Annotated in this window: 22 protein-coding genes; 11 read left to right on the top strand and 11 right to left on the bottom strand. The window is 69.0% G+C overall.

Annotation, left to right across the window (positions count from 1 at the left end):
• Positions 1 to 1,056: 1,056 nt before the first annotated feature.
• Both E4A48_RS17395 and rmuC read right to left on the bottom strand, forming a co-directional pair.
• Positions 1,057 to 1,599, bottom strand: a complete 543-nt coding sequence (locus E4A48_RS17395) for a glutathione peroxidase (protein ID WP_142742859.1) — start codon at positions 1,597 to 1,599, stop codon at positions 1,057 to 1,059.
• Positions 1,600 to 1,749: 150 nt separating this feature from the next.
• On the bottom strand, positions 1,750 to 3,309 hold the full coding sequence (gene rmuC, locus E4A48_RS17390) for a DNA recombination protein RmuC (RefSeq protein WP_142742858.1): 1,560 nt from the start codon (positions 3,307 to 3,309) through the stop codon (positions 1,750 to 1,752).
• Here rmuC and E4A48_RS17385 point away from each other — a divergent pair.
• The 6 genes from E4A48_RS17385 (at position 3,292) to E4A48_RS17360 (ending at position 8,593) form a co-directional block, all read left to right on the top strand.
• Positions 3,292 to 3,672 (top strand): glutathione S-transferase family protein, encoded by a 381-nt coding sequence (locus E4A48_RS17385; protein ID WP_230812768.1) that lies wholly within the window; start codon positions 3,292 to 3,294, stop codon positions 3,670 to 3,672. The genes rmuC and E4A48_RS17385 overlap by 18 nt on opposite strands.
• A gap of 474 nt (positions 3,673 to 4,146) precedes the next feature.
• On the top strand, positions 4,147 to 4,575 hold the full coding sequence (locus E4A48_RS17380; RefSeq protein WP_039004818.1) for a hypothetical protein: 429 nt from the start codon (positions 4,147 to 4,149) through the stop codon (positions 4,573 to 4,575).
• The gene (locus E4A48_RS17375) at positions 4,575 to 5,303 is read left to right on the top strand and encodes an MgtC/SapB family protein (RefSeq protein WP_039004817.1); all 729 of its coding nucleotides are present in this window, start codon (positions 4,575 to 4,577) and stop codon (positions 5,301 to 5,303) included. The genes E4A48_RS17380 and E4A48_RS17375 overlap by 1 nt, the downstream gene beginning before the upstream one ends.
• Before the next feature lie 43 nt (positions 5,304 to 5,346).
• On the top strand, positions 5,347 to 6,420 hold the full coding sequence (locus E4A48_RS17370) for a sensor histidine kinase (protein ID WP_409976382.1): 1,074 nt from the start codon (positions 5,347 to 5,349) through the stop codon (positions 6,418 to 6,420).
• An 8-nt stretch (positions 6,421 to 6,428) separates the two neighbouring features.
• On the top strand, positions 6,429 to 7,040 hold the full coding sequence (locus E4A48_RS17365; RefSeq protein WP_142743201.1) for a response regulator transcription factor: 612 nt from the start codon (positions 6,429 to 6,431) through the stop codon (positions 7,038 to 7,040).
• A gap of 125 nt (positions 7,041 to 7,165) precedes the next feature.
• Positions 7,166 to 8,593 (top strand): amino acid permease, encoded by a 1,428-nt coding sequence (locus E4A48_RS17360; RefSeq protein ID WP_039004816.1) that lies wholly within the window; start codon positions 7,166 to 7,168, stop codon positions 8,591 to 8,593.
• A gap of 197 nt (positions 8,594 to 8,790) precedes the next feature.
• Here the strand turns inward: E4A48_RS17360 and E4A48_RS17355 are convergent, their stop codons facing one another.
• The 9 genes from E4A48_RS17355 to E4A48_RS17320 all read right to left on the bottom strand — a co-directional run bounded on the left by E4A48_RS17355 (position 8,791) and on the right by E4A48_RS17320 (position 20,727).
• Complete coding sequence (locus E4A48_RS17355) at positions 8,791 to 9,195, bottom strand: DUF2628 domain-containing protein (protein ID WP_039004815.1); 405 nt, start codon at positions 9,193 to 9,195, stop codon at positions 8,791 to 8,793.
• A 218-nt stretch (positions 9,196 to 9,413) separates the two neighbouring features.
• Positions 9,414 to 10,565 carry a glycerate kinase gene (locus E4A48_RS17350; RefSeq protein WP_039004814.1) on the bottom strand — a complete coding sequence of 384 codons (1,152 nt, stop codon included), beginning with the start codon at positions 10,563 to 10,565 and terminating at the stop codon, positions 9,414 to 9,416.
• Positions 10,566 to 10,738: 173 nt separating this feature from the next.
• A complete protein-coding gene (locus E4A48_RS17345; protein WP_142742856.1) occupies positions 10,739 to 11,989 on the bottom strand; it encodes a dipeptidase in 1,251 nt (416 codons plus the stop codon).
• A gap of 33 nt (positions 11,990 to 12,022) precedes the next feature.
• On the bottom strand, positions 12,023 to 12,178 hold the full coding sequence (locus E4A48_RS20665; protein WP_155521955.1) for a hypothetical protein: 156 nt from the start codon (positions 12,176 to 12,178) through the stop codon (positions 12,023 to 12,025).
• A 39-nt stretch (positions 12,179 to 12,217) separates the two neighbouring features.
• Complete coding sequence (locus E4A48_RS17340; protein ID WP_142742855.1) at positions 12,218 to 13,735, bottom strand: tryptophan halogenase family protein; 1,518 nt, start codon at positions 13,733 to 13,735, stop codon at positions 12,218 to 12,220.
• A gap of 34 nt (positions 13,736 to 13,769) precedes the next feature.
• Positions 13,770 to 14,789 carry a cupin-like domain-containing protein gene (locus tag E4A48_RS17335; protein ID WP_142742854.1) on the bottom strand — a complete coding sequence of 340 codons (1,020 nt, stop codon included), beginning with the start codon at positions 14,787 to 14,789 and terminating at the stop codon, positions 13,770 to 13,772.
• 5 nt (positions 14,790 to 14,794) lie between these two features.
• Complete coding sequence (locus tag E4A48_RS17330) at positions 14,795 to 15,556, bottom strand: SapC family protein (protein WP_058196680.1); 762 nt, start codon at positions 15,554 to 15,556, stop codon at positions 14,795 to 14,797.
• Between the two features lie 110 nt (positions 15,557 to 15,666).
• Positions 15,667 to 18,837, bottom strand: coding sequence for a TonB-dependent receptor (locus tag E4A48_RS17325; protein WP_058196679.1), 3,171 nt, complete (start codon positions 18,835 to 18,837; stop codon positions 15,667 to 15,669).
• Between the two features lie 708 nt (positions 18,838 to 19,545).
• Positions 19,546 to 20,727, bottom strand: coding sequence for a class I SAM-dependent rRNA methyltransferase (locus tag E4A48_RS17320; RefSeq protein ID WP_039008642.1), 1,182 nt, complete (start codon positions 20,725 to 20,727; stop codon positions 19,546 to 19,548).
• 255 nt (positions 20,728 to 20,982) lie between these two features.
• Between E4A48_RS17320 and E4A48_RS17315 the strand changes: the two genes are divergently transcribed.
• From E4A48_RS17315 to E4A48_RS17295, 5 genes are all read left to right on the top strand, one after another.
• The gene (locus E4A48_RS17315) at positions 20,983 to 21,936 is read left to right on the top strand and encodes a TerC family protein (protein WP_039004809.1); all 954 of its coding nucleotides are present in this window, start codon (positions 20,983 to 20,985) and stop codon (positions 21,934 to 21,936) included.
• A gap of 110 nt (positions 21,937 to 22,046) precedes the next feature.
• Positions 22,047 to 22,832 (top strand): rhomboid family intramembrane serine protease, encoded by a 786-nt coding sequence (locus tag E4A48_RS17310; protein ID WP_039004808.1) that lies wholly within the window; start codon positions 22,047 to 22,049, stop codon positions 22,830 to 22,832.
• Between the two features lie 356 nt (positions 22,833 to 23,188).
• On the top strand, positions 23,189 to 24,070 hold the full coding sequence (locus E4A48_RS17305) for an acid phosphatase (RefSeq protein ID WP_142742853.1): 882 nt from the start codon (positions 23,189 to 23,191) through the stop codon (positions 24,068 to 24,070).
• Between the two features lie 258 nt (positions 24,071 to 24,328).
• Positions 24,329 to 25,183, top strand: a complete 855-nt coding sequence (locus tag E4A48_RS17300) for an acid phosphatase (RefSeq protein ID WP_039004806.1) — start codon at positions 24,329 to 24,331, stop codon at positions 25,181 to 25,183.
• Between the two features lie 258 nt (positions 25,184 to 25,441).
• Positions 25,442 to 26,449: a TIGR00266 family protein gene (locus E4A48_RS17295; protein ID WP_039004805.1), complete on the top strand. Its 1,008-nt coding sequence runs from the start codon at positions 25,442 to 25,444 to the stop codon at positions 26,447 to 26,449.
• Positions 26,450 to 26,743 lie beyond the last annotated feature (294 nt).

The following is a 26,743-nucleotide window of genomic DNA, read 5'->3' as shown; positions in this document are numbered from 1 at the left end:
ACACGACTTGCAGCGCGGCGCGTTCGTTGGTTCGGTGGGCACTATGCCCGCAGCAAGCTTTGCTTCTGCTGTTGCTTCGCCTTTGATTTACCGGGCCCCCTCGGCGCGGCAGGCGCGGCGGGCGAATACCCGAAGGGCGACGCGCAGGATGCGCGTCGTTTTTCGCTGGCACATGGGTGAGCCGGATAAAGGCGAAGGACTGCTTCGCCCCGGCGAACGGGCAGGCGCCGCGAGGCGCCTGCCCCGGGCTTGGCCGCGTAGCGGACAAGTGCCATCGAAAAATGCCCGTCGTGCCTGCGGACCCGGAGCGCGTAGCGCGGAGGGCGCGCTGCGGGGTGTGCTTGACCAGCCTTCGGCTGTGGTAAAGCGCTTCTTTTGGTTACTTTTCTTTGCACAAGCAAAGAAAAGTAACTCGCCGTAGGCGAAAGTTCTGCTCTTGCTCTGGTGGAGTCAATGTAGGAGCGGCTTCAGCCGCGACACTTTCCTGACAGAACCAGTCGCGGCTGAAGCCGCTCCTACAAAAGCAAACGCTCAAGCAAAAAAACAACAGCAAAGCAAAGGCTTCCGCCCTTGGCGGGTCACTTTTCTTTGCTCGCGCAAAGAAAAGTAACCAAAAGAAAGCGCGCCCTGCCTCGCGCCCTCCGCGCTGCGCGCTCCGGGTCCGCGGATGCACCGGGGATTCGCGGAAGGGGCATCCTGCCCCTGCCGCGAACGGCGCACATCCATGTGCGCCGCCCCTTTCGGGTTTTTCCCCGGTCAATCCGCCGCTGCGGAAGGGAACCCGGCAAGTCAAAAGCAACAGCCAAAGCAACAGCAACAGCAACGCCGACGGCGACGGCGACGGCGACGGCGACGCAGCGGACTGCGCGCAATCGCGGCTCAGCAAGCCAGTCGCATAGCGACTGTAGGAACGGCTTCAGCCGCGACGAACGGAGCGGGAATTTCTAAAACTTCCGGCGACCTGTCGGGGCTCATGGCTCGACGCCAGCGGAGCCCCTCCTACACGCAGCCGGATAGCCCATGCACGCCTTGCAGCATCGAACGCCGCGAGCCGTCTCAGGCCAGCGCCGCCGCGATCGCCGTGCGCAGGCGCGGATCCTCGGCGGTCACATCCGGGGCGAAGCGGCCCAGCACCTGGCCGTCGCGGCCGACCAGGAACTTCTCGAAATTCCACAGCACGCCCGGCGCCGGATTGGGCTCGATGCCGTAGCCGGTCAGCTTCTCGCGCATCGGGCCATCGCCCTCGGTGTGCGGCTGCGCCTCGATCAACGCGCGGTACAGCGGATGCGTCGCCTCGCCGGTGACCGCGATCTTGGCGAACATCGGGAAGGTCACGTCGTAGGTGAGTTGGCAGAACTGCTGGATCTCCGCCTCGCTGCCCGGCTCCTGGCCCTTGAAATCGTTGGCCGGGAAGCCGAGCACTTCCAGCCCGTCGCCGCGCTGTTCGCGGTATAGCGCTTCCAGTCCTTCGTACTGTTTGGTCAGGCCGCACTTGGAGGCGACGTTGACGATCAGCAGCACCTTGCCGCGATGCTCGGCCAGCGCCGCAGGCTGGCCGTCGATGGCGGTCAGCGGGATGTCATAGATCGACTGGTGCATGTGCTGTTCCTGCAACAAGAGGGATCACAAGCATAGGCGCATGGCACGCAGCGGCTATCGCTCGCCACGCGCTCGCCACGCGGCAGGGTGCGTTGCCCAGAATCGACGCGCGTCCGCTGCAGGGAAATGGAAAGCCGGGCGCGACGCCGTTCATTCCTGCTCGTCGCGCGCGGCATCCTCGTCCGCATCGGCATCGGCCACGGGCAGTTCGAGATCCAGCGACGGCGTGAACTGCGCATCGGCCAGCGTCTCCACGCCGCGCAGGCGGCGCTCGATGGTGCGGGTCTTGCGGCTGGCATCGCCCAGGCTCTTGCCGACGGTGCTGATCTGCTTTTCGGCCTTTTCCAGGATGCCGGCGAACTTGCCGAACTCGCTCTTGACCGCCGCCAGCACACCCCACACTTCGCTGGAGCGCTTCTCGATGGCCAGCGTGCGGAAGCCCATCTGCAGGCTGTTGAGCAGCGCGGTGACAGTGGTGGGACCGGCGATGACGATGCGGTGCTCACGCTGCAGCAGGTCGGCCAGGCCGGGCCGGCGCAGCGTCTCGGCGTACAGGCCCTCGGTGGGCAGGAACATCACCGCGAAATCGGTGGTGTGCGGCGGTGCGATGTACTTGTCGCTGATCGACTTGGCCTGCACCCGGATTGCGCGCTCCAGCTGCGCACCCATCGCCAGCACCTGGTCCGCATCGCCTAGTTCCTGCGCGTCGAGCAGCCGCTCGTAGTCCTCGCGCGGGAACTTGGAATCGATCGGCAGCCACACCGGCGTGTCCTCGTGGCCGCGGCCGGGCAGGCGCACCGCGAAATCGACTGCCTCGTTGCGCTCCGGGCGTACCCGCACGCCGCGCGCGTACTGCTCCTGGGTCAGGGTCTGTTCGAGGATGTTCTCCAGCTGCACTTCGCCCCAGCCGCCGCGGTTCTTGACGTTGCTCAGCACGCGCTTGAGATCGCCGACGCCGGTGGCCAGTTGCTGCATCTCGCCGAGCCCCCGCTGGACCTGCTCGAGCCGCTCGGAGACCAGCTTGAACGAGGCGTCCAGGCGCGTGTTGAGGGTGGTCTGCAGCTTCTCGTCCACGGTGCCGCGCATCTGCTCGAGCTTGGCCGCGTTGTCGGCCTGCAGTTCCTTCAGGCGCTCTTCCAGGGTGCTGCGCATTTCGCCGATGCGCTGCTCGTTGCGCTGGATCAGTTCGTTGAGGCGCTGGCCGAGCGTGTCGGCGAAGCGTTGCTGCGACTCGGCGCCTTCCACGCGGCTCTTGCGCGCGTCTTCGACCAGGGTCTCGCGCAGCGCGGTCAGGTGCGCGTCGATGCGCGCGATCAACTCGCTCTGCTGCTGGCCGAACGCGTCAAGCTGGCTGCGCATTTCGACCAGGCGCTGGTTGAGCAGTTCGGCCACGCGCTGCTGCGCCGCGCCGGCCTCGCTGCGGCCACGCCGCGCGTCCTCGCTCAGCGCCTCGCGCAGCAGGTCCAGGCGCTGGTCGGTGCGGGTGGACAGATCGGCCAGATGGCGGGCGAAACCTTCGCTGCGCGCGTCCTGCTGCCGCGCCAGGCTATCGAGCTGCTCGCGCAGTTCGCCGCGGCCGCTGCGCTGTTCTTCGCGCAGCACCCGTTCCAGCGCCGTGTGGTCGGTCCGGCGCAGCAGCACCGCCAGCAGCAGCACGAGCACGGCGCACAGCAGGCCGGCCAGGATCAGGAAATGGGGATCGGTTTGCATGCCGCCAGTGTAGCCGGCCGCGTCTCAGGCGCTGCGCCGCAGGCGCGGGCGCAGGTCGAGCAGTGGATGGACTGGCAGATCACCGAGCTCAACAACGCGTGGCGTCACGCGTTCATGGCGCTGGCGCAGGGTGAGGCCGGCTGGCACCAACAGATGGGCATTCTCGACACGCAGCTGCAACGCACCGGCGCCTATGCGGCGGGCGCGGCTTTCACCCTGGCCGACATCGTGCTCGGCCTGTCCACCCAGCACTGGATGGCCACGCCAATGGTGCGGCCGCCGTTGCCGGCAGTAGCGGCGTACTATGAACGGTTGTCGGCACGCCCCGGCTTTCTGCAGCACGGGCGCAACGGCATCCCGTAATCGTTGCGCGCTTGCGCGGTTGCCGTCGCGCAAGCGCCGCCCGCAGCGACGATACCTTGGTATATGCGGGCGATGCGCATGGCCACGAAAAAGCGCCCTGTGCATGCTGGTCTGGGTGAGGCCCGTATGCCAAGCTTTGCGCCGTCGCGAAGCTGCAGCCGGCCAGCGCGACAAGACCGCGTTGCGTGCAACCCGCCGCCCCTGCCGGCAGCGGCACGTTGCGGCTTGTCGCACCGCCGCCTCGGCCGCCGCGTGCACGCCTGCAATGCCTGCGGCCGTCGCCGACGGCACGGCCGCGCAGGTTCCGCCCTTATCCGGAGATCGCCATGGACCCCGACCCGCATCCGCGTGGCGCCATCGCCACGCTGCCGCCTGCGCTGTCCTTTTCACGCTTGCCCGGTCCGTCCCCGGAGACGTCTGCCTGCCCACAGGGCTGAGACGCGCGTTCCGGTGGCGTGCCGGAAGGAGGTTCTCATGCTGCTGTACACGTCCCGTTTCCAACGCGCCCTGCACCGCGCCCTGCGCGCGGCGGTGGCCATGCACCGCGCCGATATCCTGTGCCAGCTGCTCGCCGCGCATGGCGTGCGTGCGTTTGCCAAGGCGCTGTCCCGCTTTCCCGGGCGCGTGCTCGCCGATGCGCTGTCGCTGCTGCCAAGCGAGGACCGCATGCGCGTGCTGCTGCGTCTGTCGCGGCCGGCGCGGCGGCGCCTGCGCCAGCCCGTTCCCGCCGTGGCAATGCTGCCGGGCTGGCGGCAGCGGACGCGGGGCTGGTGGTCGGCTTCGGCGGCGGCGCTGCGACGCGCGTTTGCCACGCATCTGCAGCATCATGTGCGGTCCATGTCGCCCGACATCTCCGCAGGCATTGCGATGACACATCCGATCCGCCACCGGTCCCCGCGCTGATGGAAGCGCTGCGCCTGTTCAATCTCGCCTCGCTGCTGGACACCCTGGTCAGCCTGTCCACCGCCTTCGCGCTGGGGGCGGTCATCGGCTTCGAGCGGCAGGTGCGGCAGCGCACCGCGGGCCTGCGCACCAACACGTTGGTCGCGGTCGGCGCGGCCATCTTCGTCTCGCTCGGCGACCGCCTGTTCGAGATCCATGGCGGCACCCAGGGCGCAGTGCAGGTGGTGGCCTACGTGGTCTCCGGCATCGGCTTCCTCGGTGCCGGCGCGATCATGAAGGAAGGCGCGAATGTCACCGGCCTGAACACCGCGGCCACGCTGTGGGGCTCGGGCGCGGTCGGCGCCTGCGCCGGCGCCGGGCTGGTCGCCGAGGCGGTGCTGGCGGCGGTGTTCGTGCTGCTCAGCAACACCTTGCTGCGCCCGGTGGTGAACCGGATCAACCGCCGGCCGCTGGAGGAATCCTCGATCGAGGCGACCTACATGTTCTATGTGATCTGCGCGCGCGGGGTGCACGGCGAGGTGCGCGAGCGGCTGATCGACCTGCTGGAAGCCGCCCACTACCCGGCGCGCGAGGTGGACCAGCATCCGTTCGGCCAGCACGATGTGGAAATCGCCGCGACCCTGTACGCAACCGCGGTGCGCGCCGAGGAGCTGGATACGGTGATCCAGCACCTGGAAGGCGAACCCGGTGTACAACAGGCGTTCTGGAACGCTGGCGCCGAAAGCTGAAGCGCCTGCCGCGCCGCACCACCCGCCCCCTGCCATGACGCCGATGACCCGCTGTTTCATCTCGCCCTCGCCGCATCGCCGCCTGCTCGCGCTGGCGGCGCTGCTGCTGGCGTTGGGCGCGATCTTCGCCGCCGATACGCTGACCGATTACGGGGTGGCCGCGGCGTTGTTCTACACGGTGGTGATCCTGTTCGCGGTGCGGCTGCTCACCCGCGCCGGCATGTTGCTGCTGGCCGGCGCCTGCATCGCCCTGATCGTGCTCAGTTTCCAGCTCAGCTCGGCCGGCGCGTACCGGGTGGGGGTGATCAACTCGGTCATCAGCATCGTGGTGGTGGGGGTGACCACCTCCATCGCGGTGCAGATGGAACACGCCAAGGCCGCCGCGCATGCGGCGCAGGCGCAGCTGCTGCGGCTGGCACGCGCGCGCAGCCTGGGCGGGCTGACCGCCTCGATCGCGCACGAGGTCAACCAGCCGCTGGCCGCCATCGTCACCAGCGGCAACGCCTGCCAGCGCTGGCTCGGCCAGCAGCCGCCGAACCTGGAGCGGGCGCAGGCGGCGCTGCAGCGGATCCTCGACGACGCCAACCGCGCCAGCGAGGTGATCGCGCGGATCCGCAGCCTCAGCAAGGGCGAGACGCCGCGCAAGAGCGCGTTCGATCTCAATGCCGCCGTGCTGGAGGTGCTGGCGCTTTCGCGCAGCGAACTGGAGCGCAACGCCATCGCGCTTCGGGTGGAGCTGGCGCCGGCACTGCCGCCGGTGCTGGCCGACCGGGTGCAGACCCAGCAGGTGCTGGTCAACCTGGTGTTGAATGCGATGGAGGCGATGGCGCAGACGCCGGCCGCTGCGCGCACGATCCGCATCGGCACCGAACCGGAGGATGCGCGTTCGCTGCGGCTGACCGTCGAAGATGGCGGCGTGGGCCTGTCGGCCGAGGCGCAGGCGCACCTGTTCGATGCGTTCTGGACCACCAAGCCCGACGGCATCGGCATCGGCCTGAGCATCAGCCGCAGCATCGTCGAGGCCAGCGGCGGGCGCATCTGGGCCGCGCCGCGCAGCCCCTGCGGCGCGGTGTTCGGCGTGTGCCTGCCGATCGCAACGCCGGGAGCACGCCAATGAACCTGCCGCTGTCCGAACAGCGCCCGGTGGTGTATGTGATCGACGACGATCCCTCGATCCGCGCCGCGCTGGAAGACCTGTTCGCCTCGGTGGACCTGCAGGTGCACGCGTTCGGCTCCAGCAACGCCTTCCTGCAGCACGCGCTGGCCGACGCGCCCAGCTGCATGGTGCTGGACATCCGCATGCCCGGGCAGAGCGGCATGGAATTCCACCGGCAGCTGCTGGAGGCCGGGCTGCACCTGCCGACCATCTTCATCACCGGCCATGGCGACATCGCGATGAGCGTGGAAGCGATGAAGAACGGCGCGATCGAATTCCTGACCAAGCCGTTCCGCGACCAGGACTTGCTCGACGCGATCCAGCACGGCATCTCCCGCGACCGCGAGCGCCGCCAGCGCGAGGCCGTGCTGGCCGAGCTGCGCGGGCGCTGGGCGACGCTGACCCCGGGCGAGCAGGCGGTGACCCGGCTGGTGGTGCAGGGCCTGCTCAACAAGCAGGTCGCCGCGCGGCTGCAGCTCAGCGAGATCACGGTGAAGGTGCGGCGCGGCCAGGCGATGCGCAAGATGCAGGCCGGCTCGCTCGCCGAATTGGTGCGGCTGGCCGAGCGGATCGGGCTGTAGCCGCCGCAGTGCGCCGCGCCCGCTGCCGCGGCGGCGCGCCCGGCGGCTCGGGCCGTCAGGCATAGCTTTGCTGCACTGCATTGGGCGACACTCGCGGGCTTGTCCTGTCGCTTTCCGAGGCCCGCATGTCGTTCCTGTTCCGGCGCAAGTCGCTCGATCTGGTCACCGTCCACGAAGCCGGGCGCCGGCTGGTGCCCACGCTGAGCTGGCCGCACCTGGTGGCGCTGGGCATCGGCGCGATCGTCGGCACCGGCATCTACACCCTGATCGGGGTCGGCGCCGACAAGGCCGGCCCGGCCGTGCTGCTGTCGTTCGCGGTGGCCGGGGCGATCTGCGCCTGCGCCGCGCTGGCCTACGCGGAGATGGCGACGCTGATGCCGGCCGCCGGCAGCGCCTACACCTACAGCTACATCGCGCTCGGCGAGAGCATCGCCTGGGTGGTGGGCTGGAGCCTGATCCTGGAGTACTCACTGGTGGTCAGCACGGTGGCGGTGGGCTGGTCCGGCTATGCGGTCGGCTTCCTCAAGGGCGTGGGCGTGGACCTGCCGCTGTGGCTGACCGCCGGGCCGCATGTGCCGGGCGGGTTCGTCAACCTGCCGGCGGTGCTGATCACCTTCGTCGTCGCCGGCATGCTGATGCTCGGCACCCAGGCCAGTGCGACGGTCAACGCGGTGCTGGTGGTGCTGAAGATCGTCGCCCTGACCGTGTTCGTGGTGATCGCGCTGCCGCATTTCGACAGCGCGCGGATGGAGCCGTTCATGCCGTTCGGCTTCGCCAAGTCGATGGGCACCGACGGCGTCGAACGCGGGGTGATGGCCGCCGCGGCGATCATCTTCTTCGCCTTCTACGGCTTCGACGCGATTTCCACCGCGGCCGAGGAAACCAAGAAACCCGAGCGCGACCTGGCGATCGGCATCCTCGGCTCGATGGTCGGCTGCACCCTGATCTACGTGCTGGTGGCGCTGTCCGCGGTCGGCGCGATGCGCTACACCGTGTTCGGCCAGAGCGCCGAACCGCTGGCGCTGATCCTGCGCGAACTCGGCCACGGCAAGGCGGCGACGCTGATCGCCGCGGCCGCGGTGATCGCGCTGCCCACGGTGCTGCTGGCATTCCTGTACGGGCAGAGCCGGATCTTCTTCGTGATGTCGCGCGACGGGCTGCTGCCGCGCGGCCTGTCCAAGGTCAGCGCGCGTACCGGCACGCCGGTGGCAACCACGCTGTTCACCGCGATCCTGGTGGCGGCGCTGGCCGGCGTGGCGCGACTGGACGAGATCGCCGCGCTGGCCAACGCCGGCACCCTGGCTGCGTTCATTGCGGTGGCCGCCTGCCTGCTGGTGCTGCGCGTGCGCGAGCCGCAGCGGATGCGCAAGTTCCGCACGCCGCTGGCCTGGGTGGTCGCGCCACTGGCGATCATTGGTTGCCTGTACCTGTTCTGGAGCCTGCCGCACACCACGCAGAAATGGTTCGCGCTGTGGAACGCAATCGGCGTGGTCGCCTACCTGCTCTACGGATGCCGCCACAGCCTGCTGCAGCGTGGGGAACAGCGCGCGTGACTTGGTCGTGCAGTTCCCGTTCGACAACCGCGCGATGACCGAGGGCTTCCTCGACGGCCATCGGTTGACATGCTGGACATGGGGAGCTTGAAGCCGGGACCGGGGACCCGGAAGAACGAAAAGCAGAAGGCGAACCCGCCGCCGCGCCGCTTTTCCGGGTTCCCGGTCCCGAGTCCCGAGTCCCGGTTACACCGCGCTTACCACCAGCGCATGCCTTCAAACGGGTTCCAGCTGGTGCTGCCCTTCTTCACTTCCAGGTAGTAGGCGTAGTTGGCGATCATGCCGACCAGCACCGAATAGCCCACGCCCAGGCCGTTGACGACCATCCGCGGCAGGAAGAACGACAGCACGCCGATCAACAGCGAGATGCCGATCAGCACGATCGCTTTGCGCCACAGGCCGAGGATGAAGAAATAGATCCAGCCGAAGAAGAACGCGAAGAAGTTCATGTTGATCTTCAGGCGGTCGCCGAACGACGGTAGCGCCTTGAACGCGGCCTTGAAATCGGGCGAGGCCGGCCCGCCGTGGCGGTCGAAGAAAGCGAAGCGGAACTGCCACTTCGGGCTGAGCGGCGCGCGCTCGGGTAGGTTCTGGGTGTTCATGGAGAGGTAATTCCTTTTTGTAATCGGTTAAATTGTAGCTGAACAGGCCCGCTGCGCACCATACGCGGCCCATATTTGCACCACTTTGGTGCACATGTGCGTCGATGCAATGGGTTGCACGGGAGTCGGGCATCTGGTCGGCACTGGGCCGGTACGCGTCAGAACCCGGCTTGCGGACGACGCGGCAGACGCCGCATGCGCGCAGCGCCACGCTCCGGTCAGCGTCCCAGGCCGCGCCCGATCCTGATCGCCTCTGCCACGTTCCTGGCCGCCAGGCGCAGGTTCGCCGCGGCCTCGGCCAGCGACTGCTCCAGGGTGCAGGCGCGTTGCACCGCACCGAACATCGCGTCGATGCCGTGCGCGTGCAGCAGTTCGGCGCCGGCACCCAGGCCGCCGGCGATCGCCACCACCGGCTTGCCGTGGTGTTGGGCGATGCGGGCCACGCCCAGCGGGGTCTTGCCATGCACGCTCTGGCCGTCGAGGCGGCCCTCGCCGGTGATCACCAGGTCGGCATCGGCCACTAACGCGTCCAGCCCCAGCGCCTCGGCGACGATGTCCGCGCCTGGGCGCAGTCGCGCGCCCAGAAACGCCACCAGCGCAGCGCCCAGACCGCCGCCGGCGCCGCCGCCACGCAACCCGGCGAGCGCGATCCCGAGGTCGGTTTCGATCACCTTGGCGTAGTGGCACAGGTTGGCGTCGAGGCGGGCGACCAGAGCCGGCGTGGCGCCCTTCTGCGGCCCGAACACCGCAGAGGCGCCAGTCGGCCCGGTCAGTGGATTGTCGACATCGCAGGCGACCTCGACCGTGCACTCCTGTAGCCGCGGGTCCAGCGCGCTGGCATCGATCCGCGCCAGCGCCGCCAGCGCGCCGCCGCCCACGCCGGCGTCCAGCGCACGGCCTTGCGCATCGAACAGGCGCACGCCCAGCGCCTGCGCCATGCCGGCGCCGCCATCGTTGCTGGCGCTGCCGCCGATGCCGACGATGAGGTGGCGTGCGCCGGCATCCAGCGCGGCCAGGATCAACTCGCCGACGCCATAGCTGGTGGCGGCGAGCGGATCGCGCCGTGCCGGCGGCAGCAGCGCCAGCCCGCTCGCTGCGGCCATCTCGACGATGCCGGTGCGGCCGCCGCCGGTGAGGCCGAAGAAGGCCGCGACCGGCGCACCCAGCGGCCCGGTCACCGTGCGGCCGACGATGCGCCCGCCACTGGCCGCGACCAGCACCGCGACCGTGCCCTCGCCGCCGTCGGCAACCGGCACCTTGAGGTAGTTCCACGCCGGGAACACGTCGCGAAAGCCCGCCTCGATCTGCGTGGCCGCCTCCAGCGCGGACAGGCTTTCCTTGAACGAATCCGGGGCAATGACGATCTTCATGGCGGCCCCGATGCTAGCCGATGCCGCAGCGTCGGTTCAGCGCGCGCAGCACTGCGCCGTTCGACACGCTGGCTGGCGTCTGTTCGCCATCGCCCGGCGCCGGGCCGCGCGCCGCGCTGTCCATCCGATCAGCAGGCGCGATAAGCGCGCTGAACCGCGCGCCGGCGATGCCCTCAGGAAGAACCGGCACGCGCCTGCGTGGCGGCCCAGTCCTGCGCCTGCTGCATCACCCGCAACACATTGCCGCCCCAGATGGCGGCGATCTGCTGCTCGCTATAGCCCTTGCGCAGCAACCAGGCGGTGATCTTGGGCAGGTCGCCGACGTCCTCCATGCCGGTCACGCCGCCACCGCCGTCCCAGTCCATGCCGATGCCCACGTGCTCGGGGCCGATCAGCGCCAGCACGTGTTGCAGGTGCGCGAAGAAGTCGTCGAGCGTCGCCTGGCGCACCGGATGGTTGGCATCCAGCGCCTTCATCGCGTCGCCGAGCTTGGGCCCATCGGCCAGTAGCAGATGCTCCCAGCCGCCGTATCCGTCGATCAGCGCCTGCTCGGCGGCCTTGCGCTCGGGGCCGGCGCCGGTGTCGATCAGGTAGCCACCGTAGGAGTTCATCTGGATCACTCCACCATGTGCGGCCAATACCTTCAGCCGCGCATCGTCGATGTTGCGCGGATGCGCATGCACTGCGCGCGCACCGCTGTGCGAAAGCAGAATCGGCACCGGCGATAGCGCGATCAACTGATCGAAGACCGCATCGGAGGCATGCGACTGGTCGATGACGATGCCGAGTTTCTGTGCCTGCTGCACCAGCTCCCGCCCGGCGGGACTCAGGCCCTGCCATTCCGGCCCCTTCGGGTCGGTGGCGGAATCGGCGAATTCGTTGTTGAGGAAATGCACCGTGCTCATCAGCCGCAAGCCTTGCGCGTGGTAGAAGCGCAGCAGCGTGGGATCGGCGACCAGCGGGCTGGCGTTCTCCATGCTCAGGTACATCACGCGCTTGCCGGCGGCCTTGATCCGCGCCGCATCGGCCGGCGTGGTGGCCATGCCAAACTGCTTTGGATAGGCCGCCAGCAGCGCGTGGATCGCCATCAGGCGCTGCAGCCCGGCGTCGCGATCGTCCAGGTGCGCCTGCACGCTGCGCTCGCCCTGGCCGGTGTAGATCGCCCAGAAGCCGCCGTCCAGCGCGCCGGCGAGCATGCGCGGATAGTCCACCTGCGCCAAGCGATTGCCGACATGCGCGGCCATCATGTCGAAGTCGCTGCGCTCGAAATTGGCCGGCGTGTCCAGGTGCGAATCCAGCGTCAGCAGGCGCTGCTGCAGCACGGTGGCGCGCGCCAGTTCCGCTTTCGTGAAGTCGACGGCATGCGCCGGCAGCGCCACGGCCAGCGCCAACGCTACGGAAAGACCCAGGGCGTGCAGATTCATGCGCAGCAATCCTCGAAGAGGGCGGTGATTCGATCATAGCCATGCCACGCCTGTCGCGACCCGGCACGACGGGTAGGTGCGCGCATCGGGGTAGCGCTCGCCGTCCGCGTCGATCGTTCCGGTCTGCTGCGGGCGATGCCGGTCAGCCAGATGCATGCGGCGTGCCTGCTGCACCGGGCGCTGCAACACGGCTCCTACCTGTACGGTTGCTCCCCACCGTAGTGCGACTCATGCCGGCGCCGCGACAGAAGCCGGCCCCACCCACACCTCCGGCCCGGCCTTGCAATAGCGCGCGATGAAGTCCTGCTGCGACGGCATCTGCGCCACCGCGCGGTCGATGGGCTGGCGGATCGCGTCGAGGAACTGCTGCAGCTGCTGGTCCGGCAGCGCGCGCGCCAGCGGGTGGTGCTGCGCCGGCACGATGCCCTGGCCGAGCAGCACGTGGATCCACGAATCCACCCGGAACAGTTCGTCGGCACCTTGCCAGGCGTGCGCGCGCTCGCGCCAGGCGCGCAGCCGCTGCTGCAACGAATCGGGCAGCGCCATCTCACGGCAGGCCCGCCACATCGGTTCGTCGCGCTGGTTGGCGTGGTAGTGCAGGATGATGAAATCGCGCACGTGTTCCATCTCGGCGCGGCTGACGTCGTTGTACAGGTCCACCATCGACGGCGCGATGCCCTCGCTCGGGAACAGCATGATCAGCCGCATCACCGCGGCGATGGTCAGGTGGATGCTGGTGGATTCCAGCGGTTCGATGAAGCCGCTGGCCAGGCCCAGCGCGACCACGTTCTTGTTCCAGGCCTTGCGCCGGCGGCCGGTGCGAAACGGCACCAGCCACGGGTCCTTGATCGGCGGCGCGGCGGCGTCGTGCAGCAGCTTAGCGCGCGCCTCGTCGTCGGACAGGTGCGCGCTGGAGAACACCAGCCCGCAGCCGACGCGGTGCTGCAGCGGGATATGCCAGCGCCAGCCGGCGGCGTGTGCGATGGCGCGGGTGTAAGGCACCGGCGCCGCCACCGCTTCGGTCTGCACCGCCACCGCGCGATCGCACGGCAGCCACTGCTTCCAATCCTCGTAGCCGGTGTGCAGGGTCTGCTCGATCAGCAGGCCGCGGAAACCGGTGCAGTCGATGAACAGGTCGCCTTCGATCAGCGTGCCGTCTTCCAGCAGCAGCGCCTCGACGCAGCCGCTCTCGGCGTGCTGCCGCACCTGCTGGATCCTGCCTTCCACGCGCTTGAGTCCGTAGCGTTCGGCGTGGCGGCGCAGCAGGCGCGCGTACAGCCCGGCATCGAGATGGTAGGCATAGTTGACCGGCAGCGACTGCTGCAGCGCGAAGCGGTCAAGGCGCGAGGCCACGGTTTCCAGGCAGTAGTCGCCCAGTTCGGAGAGCATTCCGCGCCGCTGCGCCTCCAGCCAGAAATGGTGGAACGCGCAGGCCAGCGTGCTCTGCCCGGTGAGGCCGAATGGGTGGATGTAGCGCTCGCCGGGCCGGCGCCAGTTCTCGAAGGAAATGGAGAGCTTGAAGGTGCCGGCCACGGCGCGCAGGAATTCCTGCTCGTCGATCTGCAGGAAACGGTGGAAGCTGCGGATCGGCGGCACCGTGGATTCGCCGACGCCGACCGTGCCGATCTGTTCGGACTCGATCAGGGTGATGTCCAGCAGGTCGCGGAACTGGTGCGCCAGCGCGCAGGCGGCGATCCAGCCCGCCGTGCCGCCGCCCGCGATCACCACCTTGCGTATCTGGACCATTGCCTCGTCTCTCCTGCAGTCGTGAATGGCGGCGTCAGCGGTTGAGCTTGGACAGCAGCATCGCGCGCAGCTGCCGCGCCTGCGTGTCGTCGATCGGTCCGAGCAGGTGCCGCGCCGACGCCGGCAGGTGCGCGCCGGCGCGCTCGGCCGGGCCGAACACGTAGTAGTCGAAGATGGCCCGCCACGCCGCCTTCTCCGCCTCGGGCCGGTCGCGGATCGCCCACAGCGCGTGATACAGCGCCTGCATCGGCGCCGGCAGATGGGCCGGCGCGCTGCTCCACCAGTAGTTGACCAGCACGTTGAACGCCTCCAGCCCTTGCACGTGATGCCACCACAGGCCGGGCAGGAACAGCGCATCGCCGGGTTCCAGCAGCGCGCTGCGGCCGTGCGCCAGCGCATCGCCAAAGCGCGGGTAGCGCACGACATCCGGCGCGGCGAAATCCACCACGCTGATCGCCTGCCCGCCCGGCGTCGGCTCCAGCGGGCCGGGATAGAGATTGGCGATCTGCTCCGGCGGGAACACGGTGAAGCGGCGCCGGCCGACCGCGCAGCAGGCCAGGTTGTTCGGCACGTCGTAATGGCAGGACGCGGTGATGCGATTGCCGATCCAGATGCTCGGCCGCGCCGGAATGGCGTGCGCGGCGAAGTCCACGTCGTTGCCGGCGCGGAACCCCGGCAGGCTGTCGTCCACCGGCAGCGAGGCCAGGTAATAGGCGGGCGGGCGCGGGTCGTCCAGGTGCGCGGCGATGGCGTCCAGCAGGCCGTGCAGATCGCCGCGCCGCACCTCGAAATTCAACGCGGTGAAATCGTCGTTGTAGAACGGACGGCCGGCGATCTCCGGCGCACCGTAGGAGTATTGCAGCGGGCGGCCGTTGCTGTGTCCGCGCAACAGGTCCATCGCCGCGCCGCTGCCGCGCAAGCCGGCCTGGACCAGCGCCCAGTCGCGCACCAGGCCACGCAATACCACCGGTTCCCCAGCGGCGAGCAGGTCGGCCAGCGGCAACGCGCCGGCCTGGCAGTCGCTGCGCTCGGCAATCGGCGCCAGCGCCGGCACGCCGCTCAGGCCGCCTGCCCGGAGGCGACCGCGTCCACGCCGGCGTGCTGCAGGCGGCGCTGTTTCTCGGCCATCAGCCGGCGCAGGTTGTGCAGCGACGCCAGCAGCAGGTAGGCGCCTTCAAGATACCCGGCGCGGTGCAGCCCATGCAGCGACGGCGCATCCAGCGCCGCCAGCCGCTCGCGGTCGATGGCGTACAGGCCGGCCAGATGCACGTTGTGCGCCTGCCCGAGTTGCACGTCGATGCGCAGCGGCTGGATCAGGCCCAACGCATCGAACGCGGCGAACATGGCGTTGCCGCCTTCCACGCCATCGCGGATGCCGCGCAACACGGTGATGATGTGCTCCAGGTACGGGCTGTGCCCGCCCTGCGGCAGGAACACCCGCTCGCCTTCGCTGAAGCTGACCCGCGGGTGGTCCAGATCGACGTGGATCACCGGTTCGCGGCGCAGCACGCCGTCCTCGTGCTGTTCCTGGAAGCCGATCAGGAACGGCCCCTTGGCGACGATGCCCGGCAGATAGGCCGCATTCCAGCGCGCGTCCTGCAGGAACAGATTTTCCTGCTGTTCGAAGCCCAGCAACGCCACCGACTGGAAGCCGCCGTCCGCTGCCTTGCGCAGCAGGATCGGATACTCGCGCTGCAACTCGGCGTATTCGGTCGGGAACGCCTGCACCACGCCGGTGGCGTCGCCGAATTCCGGACCGAAGCGCAGGATCACGCGCAGGTCCTGGTGGGCGACGTTGTTGAGCAATGCGTAGCGGGCCATCTGCACTCCAGCGGGTCGGTGGCGGAACGGGACGGGCGCCGCGCCAGGCGACCATTGCAGCAAAGCGCCGCGCCCGCAAGACGCGCTGCGGCGTGGGGGCGCTGCCGTGCTCAAAAGGTGTAGCGCACGCCCAGCGTGTAGCGCGGACTCTGGTCGATCACCTTGATCACCTGCTTCTCCGAGCGCCCGTGCCAGCGCACGTCCTCGCTGGTGAGGTTGATCGCCTCGAAACCTACAGACAGGTTATCGGTGATGGCGTAGCTGACGCTCAGGTCCAGCTGCTGGTACGGCTCGACGTAGTACGGGTTGCGGCTGGACCCGTTCTGGTTGGCCGCGATCAGGTATTGGTCGCGCCAGTTCCAGGCCAGGCGCGCGCTCCAGCCGTACTTCTCGTACATCAGCATGACATTGGCGGTGTCGCTGAGGCCGAGCAGCGCGAACTGGTCGCGGTCCAGCACCGTGTTGTCGAAGCCGACATCGCCCTTGACGATGGTGTAGTTGGCGTACACGCCGAGGCCGGTATCGCCCAGGAAGTACTGACCGCCCAGTTCCCAGCCGTGGATCTTGGCCTTGTTCTGGTTGATCGGGCGCGACACGTCGAACTGGTACAGCGGATCGTTCGCCGCGCCGACCAGGTCGTAGGCGTTTTCCAGCGCCAGGGTCTGCGCCGAGCTGCCGTTGTAGGCGCCCAGCCCGCCGGTGGCCGCGGCGTTGCGCAGCATCGCCACCGCCGAGAACAACGAGGTGTCGTTGGCCGAGCATGCCCCCGCTACGTCGTTGCCGGCGGCGCCGACCTGCGCGGCGCAGGCCGCGCTCTGCAGGAACGCCAGCGCCGTCTGCGCGTCCGGTCCGGAGGTCGGATCGGTCAGGCCGTACAGGTTTTCGCGGGTGACGCTGGTGCCGATGAAATTGGACACGCGCTTGTCCCAGAACGTCAGCGAGACATAGCTGGCGTCGGCGAAGTACCACTCCAGCGCCAGGTCCAGGTTGTTCGATTCCAGCGGATCCAGGCTCGGGTTCTCCGCAGCGCCGGACGCGCGCGTGGACGGGTTGATCAGGATCGAGCCGGTCGGCGTGCCCGGATTCGGTCCGGCGATCAGGTTGGTGTACGGCGCCCGCGCGATGCTCTGCCCGAACGAGGCCCGGCCTTTCAGCGTGTCGGTGAGGTTGATGCTGAAATCCAGGTTCGGCAGCACATGGCTGTAGCTGTGCTTTTCGCTGAACGGTTGCAGTTCGGCGGAACGCAGCAACAGGAAATCGTTATTGGCCTGCCACTCCAGCGCAGTCGGGATCGCCACCTGCGAGGTGGAGACCACGTCGGTCTTCTCGTAGCGCACGCCGATGCGGGTATTGGTGGTCATGCCACCGAGTTCGCCGTCGAACTCCAGCTGCATGTAGGCGGCGCGCGTCTTCTCCTGCACCTGGTTGTCGGAGCTGAACTGCGGGTTGTAGCGCGTGGTCGCGCCGTAGGTATTGCCGCCCCACAGCGCCAGCTGGTCGGCATTGCCGCGCCAGGCGCCCGGCGCGGCGCCGGAAGCGTTGAAGTCGTTAAACATGCCGGTGATGCCGACCGGCTGCAGCAGATCGATCATGCCCGGCTCGTTGCCGGCATTGGCCACGCTCCAATCGCCCAGCGGCGAATTGGTGTCGCTGATGCGCCGGTGCATGGTGGTCTTGGCACTGTCCACGCCGAACTGGAAGCGGCCGTTGTCGAAGTCGAACTGGCCATCGACGCGCCCTTCCTTCACCTCGGTCACCTGGCTCTGGTAAAAGATGCGCAGCACCTGCGAGCCGAGCTCGGCCGCGGAGAAGTCCTGGTTGCGCAGGCCGTTGGTGCCGGCGATGGAATCGGCCGCGCTCGGATACCAGGTGCGCGCACCGATCGGCAGGCCGTTGTTGAAAAAGAGTTCCTGCGCCCACTGCCCGCCGCACTGGGTGCCGCCGCTGCAATTGTTGGTGCCGGCCAGGCTGAAATGCGTGGCGCTGCCGCCGGTGACCGGATCGTTGGGCAGGCTCTGGGTCTTGGAGTTGTGCGCGTCGAAGGTCAGGCGCAGGCGGTCGGTGGCCTGCCAGTCGGCATTGAAGCCGAGCGAGCCGAGCTTGTACTTCTGCATGTTGCGCTGCTGCTCCATGCCGAAGTCCTTGGCGCCGTTGGGCACGTCGCGCAGATACACCGGCGTGGCCACTGCCTGCCCAGTGTCGAACACCAGGTCGGTGAAGCTGTTGGCGCGCTGCAGCCAGATGCCCTGCTCGCCGCGGTCCTCGCGGATCTCGTTGCTGGAGTAGGTGTAGTCCAGGGTCAGGGTCAGGCTGTCGGTGGGCGCGAACTGCACCACGGCCTGGCCGTTGAGCCGCTCGCGTTCGAAGTCGGCGAAGGCGTAGCGCAGGTCGTTGGGCATGCCGTAGAGCTGGCCGATCGCCGGCGCGTTCTGCACGTTGGCGTCCGGGCGCAGCGCCGGATCGGTCCCGGTCCAGCGCTGGATGTTCCAACCGTTCTCGGTCGCCTGCACCGAACCGCCGCGGCGCTTCTGGTAGCTGCCGCTCAGGCCGATGCCCCAGGTCTTGTCCGGGTTGGTGTAGCTGAAGATGCCGGACACTTCCGGCGTGAGCTTGTTGTCGAACGGCTGCGAGTCGTCGTACGCGGCCTTGACGCCGGCGCTGGCGACCAGGCCTTTGTGGTTGAACGGACGGTCGGTGAGGATGTTGATGGTGGCGCCGATGCCGCCGCTGGGCGCATTGGCGCGGCTGGTCTTGTACACCTCGATGCCGGTGATCGCCTCGGAGGCGAGCTGGGCGAAGTTGAACGCGCGGGTGCCGCCGTCCACGCCGCCGCTGGGCACCGCGCCCGGCGCACCGAACGCATCGGCGCCGGGAATCACCCGGCCGTTGAGGGTGACCGCATTGAACTGCGGACCGAACCCGCGCGCGGTGACCTGCGCGCCTTCGCCGTCGCGGCGCTCGATCGAGATGCCGGTGATGCGCTGCAGCGACTCGGCCAGGTTGGTGTCGGGAAACTTGCCGATGTCCTCGGCGCTGATCGCATCGACCACGCCGGTGTTGTCGCGCTTGATCCCCATCGACTGGTTGAGGCTGTTGCGGATGCCGGTGACGCTGACCGTGTCCAGCGTGGTGGCGTCGGCAGAGGATTGCTGCTGGCGGGTCTGCGCCTGGGTTTGCGCCTGGGCCGGCGCCTGCTGGGCGAACGCCGGATTGATCACCAGCACTCCGCCGACGAAGGTGAACATGGCCTTGGAGCGGAACTTCTTCAACTGCTGACGCATCAGAATGTCCTCGGTGCTGGAGTCGGACGGACAACGCCGTCTGCGGCGTGCGGCGCGGCGCATGCCAACGTCGAAGCGGTCCCTGGTGGGTGACACGCATCACTGCATGTCTGCATGTGATCCCTACGTCTCGATCGATGGATGGATCGCGCCTTCCCCCGAAGGGCGCCGGGCACCATCGCATGCCCGTTTCCAACCCGGACGCTGACCAAGCCGACCGCTACAGCGAATGCCGATACTCGAACCCGAATCGAAATGCGTGAGGCGCTGCCGCCGCGGCGCGTGAGACGACAACCCCAGATCCCGGCGCATGGCCGAGAGTGATAGCGCTATCAGCCGACGCCGCAAACCTAATCCCGTGTGCCAAGGTTTGTCACCATGCGGCGCAACAAAGCTACGTGGTGCGGACATCTGTTGGGATGCAGACCACGATTTAACCGTTATCAGCGTCGGCATTGCGCACTGCATGCGCTCCGCGATGGACCAGCGCCGTTGCCATTGCGCACCTCGCCGCGTGCCGTAGACAAATGCGTGCAGCGCGTTGCCGGATCGCAAACGCGTGAAGCGTGCGCTGCATGGCGGTACGCGCAGGGATGTGAGCGCGGCCGACCCAGCGCACGGGACTGTGCAGATGCCGGTCGGCACCAGCACCGGCGGCGCGTCAGCAGGACGCGCGGCGCGCGGCGAACGCCGGCGCGCGGCGCCGGCTCAGTTCAGCACGCGGCAGAACACCGCTTTCAGATAGCGCGATTCCTGCACGTGGGCCATGAACGGGTGGTCGGCGCCGGCGCCGGCCACCTTCAGGATCTGGATGGTGCGGCCGGAGAAATACGCGGCGCGGCGCAGCATGTCCAGGAACTCGTGCTCGGCGACCAGCCCGGTGCAGGAGAACGTGGCGAACAGGCCGCCGGGCGCGACCACGCCCAGCGCCAGCTTGTTCATGTCCAGATACTTCTTCAGCGCCGGGATCACCTGGTCGCGGTCGCGGGTCATCTTGGCCGGGTCCAGGATCACCACGTCGTAGCGGTCGCCGCGCGCGGCGGCATCGCGCAGGTACGGGAAGATGTCGGCCTGCACCAGCTTGAGCCGCACGTCGTTGAGCTTGGCGTTGCCCTTGGCGATCTCGATCACGTCCTCGTCGATGTCCACCCCGACCACCTCCTCGGCACCGCGCACCTTGGCGTACACGGCGAAGCCGCCGGTGTTGCAGCACAGGTCGAGCACGCGCTTGCCGGCCACCTGCTGGCTCAGCCACTGCCGGTTCTCGCGCTGGTCGGCGAAGAAGCCGGTCTTGTGCGCGCCGGCCGGATCGGCGCGGAAGCGCACGCCGTATTCGCTGATGATCGCCGGCTCCGGGCGCTCGCCGCTGCTGGACACCGGGCGGTAGTCGAAGCTCTCCTGCTTCTGCACGTGCTCCTCGGCGAAGCTGTAGAAGCGCGCGCCGGGGAACTGGGTGCGCAGCGCGGCGTAGATCCACTCGCGGTAGCGGAACATGCCGGCGCTGAAGAACTCCACCACCAGCAGGTCGCCGTAGCGGTCCACCACCAGCCCGGACAGGCCATCGCCTTCGGCATGCACCACGCGCCAGGCGTCGGACACCGCGTCCAGCTTGAGCACGTCACGGCGCAACGACGTCGCCTCGGCGATCGTGTGCGCGAACCAGGCTTCGTCGACCGCGACCTGCGGATCGTTCTCCAGGATGCGCACGGCGATGCGCGAATGGCCGTTGTAGAACCCGCGGCCGATCCACTCCCCGTCCACGCCGACCACATCGACGAGCGTGCCCGGCTTGGGCTTGGCGGCGGGTTTTTCGACCAGTTTCTGGAAGATCCACGGATGGCTGGAGCGCCAGGCGTTTTTGAGGCGGACTACGGGCAGGGGAGTATTCATGAAGGCCATTGTATCCGCCCGGATTGACGCCACCGCCGCCAGCCGCAAGAATGGACGCAGAAGGGGAGTAGCTCCCAACGTTGTCGCCGTCAATTCGAGCCAGCAGGCTCCGGTGCAACGGTAGCCGGACCATCGGCTGCGAGCGAGACCTTCGCCGCAGTGGCGAAGGCATTCCCTGGAACGAACCCATCGTTTCCGTCCAGGACACCTCGCCGCCGCGGCCCGAGGTTCATTCTTCACTGACGGGAATTCCCCATGCAAACGATAGGCAACGTGTGGTTGTGGAGCGGTTTTGCGATCGTGGTGATCGCGGCGCTGCTGGCAGATCTGGTGCTGATGCGCCACGGCGGTGCGCACAAGGTCAGCTTCAAGGAAGCGCTGTGGTGGAGCCTGGGCTGGATCGGGCTGGCGCTGGCCTTCAACGCCGGCCTGTGGTGGTACCTGCGCGAAACCATCGACGTGGCCACCGGCAACCAGTACGGGCTGGAGTTCCTGACCGGCTACCTGGTGGAGAAGTCGCTGGCGGTCGACAACATCTTCGTGTTCCTGATGATCATGAGCTACTTCGCGGTGCCGGAGGAGCAGCGCCAGCGCGTGCTGGTGATCGGCGTGCTCGGCGCGATCGTGCTGCGCGCGATCATGATCTTCGCCGGCTCGGTGCTGCTGACCAAGTTCCACTGGCTGCTGTACGTGTTCGGCGCGTTCCTGCTGCTGACCGGCATCAAGATGTGGTTCTCGGCGGGCAAGGAGCCGGACCTGGAAGCCAACCCGGTGCTGCGCTTCATGCGCAAGCACCTGCGCCTGACCCCGCAGTACCACGGCAACGCGCTCAGCGTGATGCAGGAAGGCAAGCGCTGGTACACCCCGCTGTTCGCGGTGCTGATGCTGATCGCCATCACCGACGTGATCTTCGCGGTGGACAGCATCCCGGCGATCTTCGCGATCACCACCGATCCGTTCCTGGTGCTGACCTCCAACGTGTTCGCGGTGCTGGGCCTGCGCGCGATGTTCTTCCTGCTGGCGGGCATGGCCGACCGCTTCCACCTGCTGCCGTACGGGCTGGCGATCGTGCTGGTGTTCATCGGCACCAAGATGCTGATCATCGACCTGTACAAGATCCCGGTGCTGGTCTCGCTGCTGGCGGTTGCGGTGATCATCGGCGCGACGGTGGCACTGAGCCTGCTGCGCCCGGCCAAGCCGGCGCACTGAGGCACGGGCAACCGGCACGACCATGGCCGCGGGATTGTCCCGCGGCTGCGGCCAGTCCCTCCCAGCGGCGGCACCTTGCCCCGGGCGCCGGCCGTCGCCATCCAGGGAGCATGGACACCTCTTCGCTTCCCTCGCCCCCGCCTGCCGACGCTGCGCAGGCGCAGGACCGCTTCGACCGGACACGGCTGCTGCGCGCCTTCAACGCCAGCCTGGCGCTGGTCGCGTTGCTGGTGGCGGTGTTCGCCAGCCAGGGCCTGTTCGACTGGCGGCCCTGGTCGGTGGGACCGCGGCACGCCGGCGGCCTGCTCGGCGTGCTGACCGCGCCGCTGCTGCACGGTTCGCTGCAACACCTGGCCGCCAACGCCGGCGCGCTGCTGATCCTGGGCACGCTGGCCGGCAGCGTGTATCCGCGCGCCACCCTGGCCGCGCTGCCGCTGCTGTGGCTGGGGTCGGGCCTGGGCGCGTGGCTGCTGGGCGAACCCGGCAGCCATCATCTGGGCGCCAGCGGCGTCACCCACGGCCTGCTGTTCCTGGTGTTCGTGCTCGGCCTGCTGCGCCGCGACTGCGCCGCGATCGCCGCCAGCATGATCGCCTTCCTGTTCTACGGCGGCATGCTGGTGTCGGTGCTGCCGCACGAGGCCGGCGTGTCCTGGCAGTCGCACCTGGGCGGCGCGCTGGGCGGCGCGGTCGCGGCCCTGCTGCTGCGCCACCGCGACCCGCTGCCGCTGCGCAAGCGCTACAGCTGGGAAGACGAGGACGGGGAGACGCTGGCGCCGGTGGACGAAACGCTGGAACCGCCGCCGCCGGCACAGGTACCGGTGCTGTGGCAACCGCCATCGGTGCCGCGCGGCCTGGTGTTGCGCTTCCCGCCGCGACCGGAGCGCGACCGGGGTTGAGGCTGGCGCCACAGGCCGGCGTTTTTCAGTCGCGCCGCAGCGCGCGCCACTGGCGATCGGCATGATCCGATTCGGTACGCCCGATGGTGACCCCGCAGGGCCTGACTGACGCGTCGCAACGCAGGTGTTCGGGATGGTGTGGGAGCGACGTCGGCCACGACGGGCGTTCCCGGTAACGCCTGTCGAGACGGATCGCCCCGGGCCACCCAGGGGCGCCAACAGTGACGCTGCCCGGGAAAAGAAGGAGCGCTGCAGGCCACTCCTTCGTGCGACCGCACGCCGCTACGCCGCCACTGCTGCCGCGCCGCAGCGCCGGCCATACACTGGCCGCCCCGTCCTCGCCCGCCCGAGACCAGATGTCCGCATTCCCCGCCTTGCGTTTGCGTCCTGCCGCGCTGGTCCTGCTGACGGCCGCGCTCGCCGCGTGCAGCACGCTGGCGACCCACACCCTGCCGGCTTCGACATCGACATCGACATCGACACCGGCACCGGCGACGGCCGCAGCGGCGGCGGGCAAGGCGAGCGGCTATCTGGCCCCGGCCGCGATCCCGGCCAGCCTGCAGCTGCTGCCGCCACCACCGGCCGAGGGTTCGCCTGGGCAGGCGCTGGACCTGGCGGTCAACCGCGAGGCGCTGGCCATGCGCGGCAGCGCGCGCTGGCAGCAGGCCACGCGCGATGCCGATCTGAGCTTCCCGGCCGGCGCCGGCCATTTCGCCTGCGCACTGGGCGTGGCCATCGATGCGCAGCGCACCCCGCACCTGTACGCCTTGCTGGAACGCAGCCGGATCGACGCCAGCGCCGCGACCAAGGCGGCCAAAAACCACTACCGGCGGCCGCGGCCGTTCATGCTCAACCAGCAGCCCAGCTGCACCCCGCAGGACGAGGAGCAGTTGCGCCACAACGGCTCCTATCCGTCCGGGCACAGCGCCATCGGCTGGACCTGGGCGCTGATCCTGAGCGAGATCGCGCCCGACCGTGCCGATGCCTTGATCCTCCGCGGCCGCAGCTACAGCGAAAGCCGGCTGGTGTGCAACGTGCACTGGCACAGCGACGTGCTGGCCGGCCGCCTGATGGGCGCGGCCACCGTGGCGCGGCTGCATGCCGACCCGACGTTCCGCGCCGATCTGGACGCGGCGCGCGGCGAGATCGCCCGCGCGCAGGCGCAGGGCGCCATGCCCGGCGAGGACTGCGCGGCGCAGGCGCAGACACTGCAGGTACGGCCGGCCAGCGCGCTATAGCCGGCGGGCGGCGGGTGCCGGCGCGCTGCGCGGCAGGCCCGGAGTAAGGCAAACGTCACGGTCTTCGTGCGGTGCACTGACGCGCTATGGTGCCGCAACCGCACGCCGGGTCGCGCCGCGTTCCGCACCAGACTGACGTCGCCGCCGCCAAACGCCAGTGCATTGCCTGACGCCAGCTGTACGGCGATCGCGACGGCGCTACCTACTGTCACATTTGTGCCTTTTGATGGTCGGCTTCCCCCGCAATGGATTCCCGCCATGCTGCGTCGCTCCTCCCGCTTCCCCCTGTTGGCCGGCCTCGGCCTGGCCCTGACCGGCGCGATCGCCGCGCCGGCCCTGCTGCAGGCCAAGCCGCCTGCCGCCGCCGCGTCCAAGCCGATGGCCGAGGCCAAGACCAGCGGCTACCTGACCCCGGCGCAGCTGCCCGACAGCCTGCTGCTGGTGCCGCCGCCGCCGGCCAAGGGCTCGCCCGGACGCGCGCTGGACGAGGCGGTGAACAAGGAAGCGCTGGCGATGCGCGGCAGTCCGCGCTTCGCGCAGGCGGCGCAGGACGCCGAACTGCATTTCCCCGGCGCAGCCAACCACTTCAGCTGCCCGCTCGGCATCCAGGTCAGCGTCGCGCACACCCCTCACCTGTACCGGTTGCTGCAGCGCGTAGCCCAGGACGCCGGCGACGCTGCGGAGAAGGCCAAGGCCTACTACCACGTGCCGCGCCCGTTCATGGATAACGGCCTGGCCAGCTGCACGCCGGCCGACGAAGCCGGGCTGCGCCCGAACGGTTCCTACCCGTCCGGCCACACCTCCATCGGCTGGGCCTGGGCGCAGGTGCTCAGCGAGGCCGACCCGGCCCGCACCGATGCGCTGATGGCGCGCGGCCGCAGCTACGGCGAGAGCCGCATGGTCTGCAACGTGCACTGGCAGAGCGACGTGCTGGCCAGCCGCATCGTCGCCGCGGCCACGGTCGCCAAACTGCAGGACAACCCGCAGTTCCGCGCCGACCTGGAAGGGGCGCACAAGGAAATCGCCGCCGCCCGCGCGCAGGGCCTGGCGCCGGCCAAGGATTGCGCCGCGGAAACCAAGACCCTGCAGGCCCGGCCGGCGAGCGCGCTGTAAGCAAGGCAATAGCCGCCGCAGAAGCGTGACGCCGGCGAATCGCTGCCGGCGTCACGCGACATCGGCACCTCGCGCAAGGACAAGCGTAAGGTGTGGGAGAGGCTTCAGCTCCGACGCCGGACTGTCCGACCCGTCGGGGCTGAAACTGCCGTCTCCGACTTCGCGCCGGGCCGCCGCCGCCCATGCCTTTGGGCAGATGCGAGCCGACCGGGGCGGCGGGCTAGACTCGGCGCAGATTTCCGCCAAGGACCTGCAGCCATGACCCAGTGGTATTTCCTGACCGGCAGCGAGCAGACCCGCTCCGGCCCGTTCGAGGACGCCGACGCCATCGCCTTCGCCCGCAACAACCCCGCCGCCATGGCCTGGCGCCAGGGCCAGAGCGGCTGGACGCCGGCCAACCAGATCGACGCGCTGCGCGGCGCGAGCGCGGCCGGCCTGCCGCCGGGCCTGCCGCCCCCGCCCGGCGGCAGCGCCGACGACATCGACTTCCGCATCGTCGGCCACGAGATGCAGTTCGTGGAGATCGAGCTGGACCCGGGCGAGAGCGCGGTCGCCGAGGCCGGCGCGCTGATGTTCAAGGACGCCGCGGTGCAGATGGACACCGTGTTCGGCGACGGCTCCGGCCAGGGCGGCGGGCTGATGGGCAAGCTGTTCTCGGCCGGCAAGCGCCTGGTCACCGGCGAAAGCCTGTTCACCACCGTGTTCACCCACCAGGGCCAGGGCAAGGCCAAGGTCGCCTTCGCCGCGCCGTATCCCGGCACGGTGCTGGCGATGAAGCTGGACCAGCACGGCGGCCGCCTGATCTGCCAGAAGGACAGCTTCCTGGCCGGCGCGCGCGGCGTGTCGCTGGGCATCCACTTCCAGCGCAAGATCATGACCGGCCTGTTCGGCGGCGAGGGCTTCATCATGCAGAAGCTGGAAGGCGACGGCTGGGTGTTCGTGCATGCCGGCGGCTGCGTGGTCGAGCGCGAGCTGGCCGCCGGCGAACGCCTGGACGTGGATACCGGCTGCGTGGTCGCGTTCCATTCCACGGTGGACATGGACGTGCGCGCGGTCAGCGGCATCAAGAGCATGTTCTTCGGCGGCGAAGGCATGTTCCTGGCCACGCTGACCGGCCCGGGCAAGGTATGGCTGCAGTCGCTGCCGTTCTCGCGCCTGGCCGGGCGCATGTTCGCCGCCGCGCCGCAGGGCGGCGGGCAGAACCGCGGCGAAGGCTCGGTGCTCGGCGGCCTGGGCAGGATGCTGGACGGCGACAACACCTTCTGAGGCAGCGCGTTAACCCCTCTCCCCTCGGCGACCGCAGGAAGTCCCTGTGGCAGAGAGGGATTGGGGTGAGGGTACGGCGCGAAGCGCCTCGCAGAATCGGGAGCCAAAGACGCTGCGACTTCCGTTGCACCCATGGCGATATGCGCAGGCCGCGCGGATCGCCGCACGCGGCGGCGGCGCCGTCACCCGCCACCGGTGACGCGCCGGGGCAGGCCGACGGCATGACCTCCGGTCGTGGGCGGTGCAGGCCGATCCCGGTATGCTCGCGCCGGCTCCGCCCTCTCCTTCCACGAC

This window comes from Xanthomonas translucens pv. cerealis (assembly GCF_006838285.1).
Lineage (GTDB): Bacteria > Pseudomonadota > Gammaproteobacteria > Xanthomonadales > Xanthomonadaceae > Xanthomonas_A > Xanthomonas_A cerealis.
The sequence above is the reverse complement of the archived record's forward strand: the minus strand, read 5'-3'. Positions and strand labels throughout refer to the sequence as shown.

Excerpts from the sequence above, each read along its gene's own strand:
- E4A48_RS17395 (WP_142742859.1), bottom strand. The coding sequence starts at position 1,599 with ATGCACCAGTCGATCTATGACATCCCGCTGACCGCCATCGACGGCCAG.
- E4A48_RS17385 (WP_230812768.1), top strand. The coding sequence starts at position 3,292 with ATGGGGATCGGTTTGCATGCCGCCAGTGTAGCCGGCCGCGTCTCAGGC.
- rmuC (WP_142742858.1), bottom strand. The coding sequence starts at position 3,309 with ATGCAAACCGATCCCCATTTCCTGATCCTGGCCGGCCTGCTGTGCGCC.
- E4A48_RS17380 (WP_039004818.1), top strand. The coding sequence starts at position 4,147 with ATGCTGCTGTACACGTCCCGTTTCCAACGCGCCCTGCACCGCGCCCTG.
- E4A48_RS17375 (WP_039004817.1), top strand. The coding sequence starts at position 4,575 with ATGGAAGCGCTGCGCCTGTTCAATCTCGCCTCGCTGCTGGACACCCTG.
- E4A48_RS17370 (WP_409976382.1), top strand. The coding sequence starts at position 5,347 with ATGACCCGCTGTTTCATCTCGCCCTCGCCGCATCGCCGCCTGCTCGCG.
- E4A48_RS17360 (WP_039004816.1), top strand. The coding sequence starts at position 7,166 with ATGTCGTTCCTGTTCCGGCGCAAGTCGCTCGATCTGGTCACCGTCCAC.
- E4A48_RS17355 (WP_039004815.1), bottom strand. The coding sequence starts at position 9,195 with ATGAACACCCAGAACCTACCCGAGCGCGCGCCGCTCAGCCCGAAGTGG.
- E4A48_RS17350 (WP_039004814.1), bottom strand. The coding sequence starts at position 10,565 with ATGAAGATCGTCATTGCCCCGGATTCGTTCAAGGAAAGCCTGTCCGCG.
- E4A48_RS17345 (WP_142742856.1), bottom strand. The coding sequence starts at position 11,989 with ATGAATCTGCACGCCCTGGGTCTTTCCGTAGCGTTGGCGCTGGCCGTG.
- E4A48_RS17340 (WP_142742855.1), bottom strand. The coding sequence starts at position 13,735 with ATGGTCCAGATACGCAAGGTGGTGATCGCGGGCGGCGGCACGGCGGGC.
- E4A48_RS17330 (WP_058196680.1), bottom strand. The coding sequence starts at position 15,556 with ATGGCCCGCTACGCATTGCTCAACAACGTCGCCCACCAGGACCTGCGC.
- E4A48_RS17325 (WP_058196679.1), bottom strand. The coding sequence starts at position 18,837 with ATGCGTCAGCAGTTGAAGAAGTTCCGCTCCAAGGCCATGTTCACCTTC.
- E4A48_RS17320 (WP_039008642.1), bottom strand. The coding sequence starts at position 20,727 with ATGAATACTCCCCTGCCCGTAGTCCGCCTCAAAAACGCCTGGCGCTCC.
- E4A48_RS17315 (WP_039004809.1), top strand. The coding sequence starts at position 20,983 with ATGCAAACGATAGGCAACGTGTGGTTGTGGAGCGGTTTTGCGATCGTG.
- E4A48_RS17310 (WP_039004808.1), top strand. The coding sequence starts at position 22,047 with ATGGACACCTCTTCGCTTCCCTCGCCCCCGCCTGCCGACGCTGCGCAG.
- E4A48_RS17305 (WP_142742853.1), top strand. The coding sequence starts at position 23,189 with ATGTCCGCATTCCCCGCCTTGCGTTTGCGTCCTGCCGCGCTGGTCCTG.
- E4A48_RS17300 (WP_039004806.1), top strand. The coding sequence starts at position 24,329 with ATGCTGCGTCGCTCCTCCCGCTTCCCCCTGTTGGCCGGCCTCGGCCTG.
- E4A48_RS17295 (WP_039004805.1), top strand. The coding sequence starts at position 25,442 with ATGACCCAGTGGTATTTCCTGACCGGCAGCGAGCAGACCCGCTCCGGC.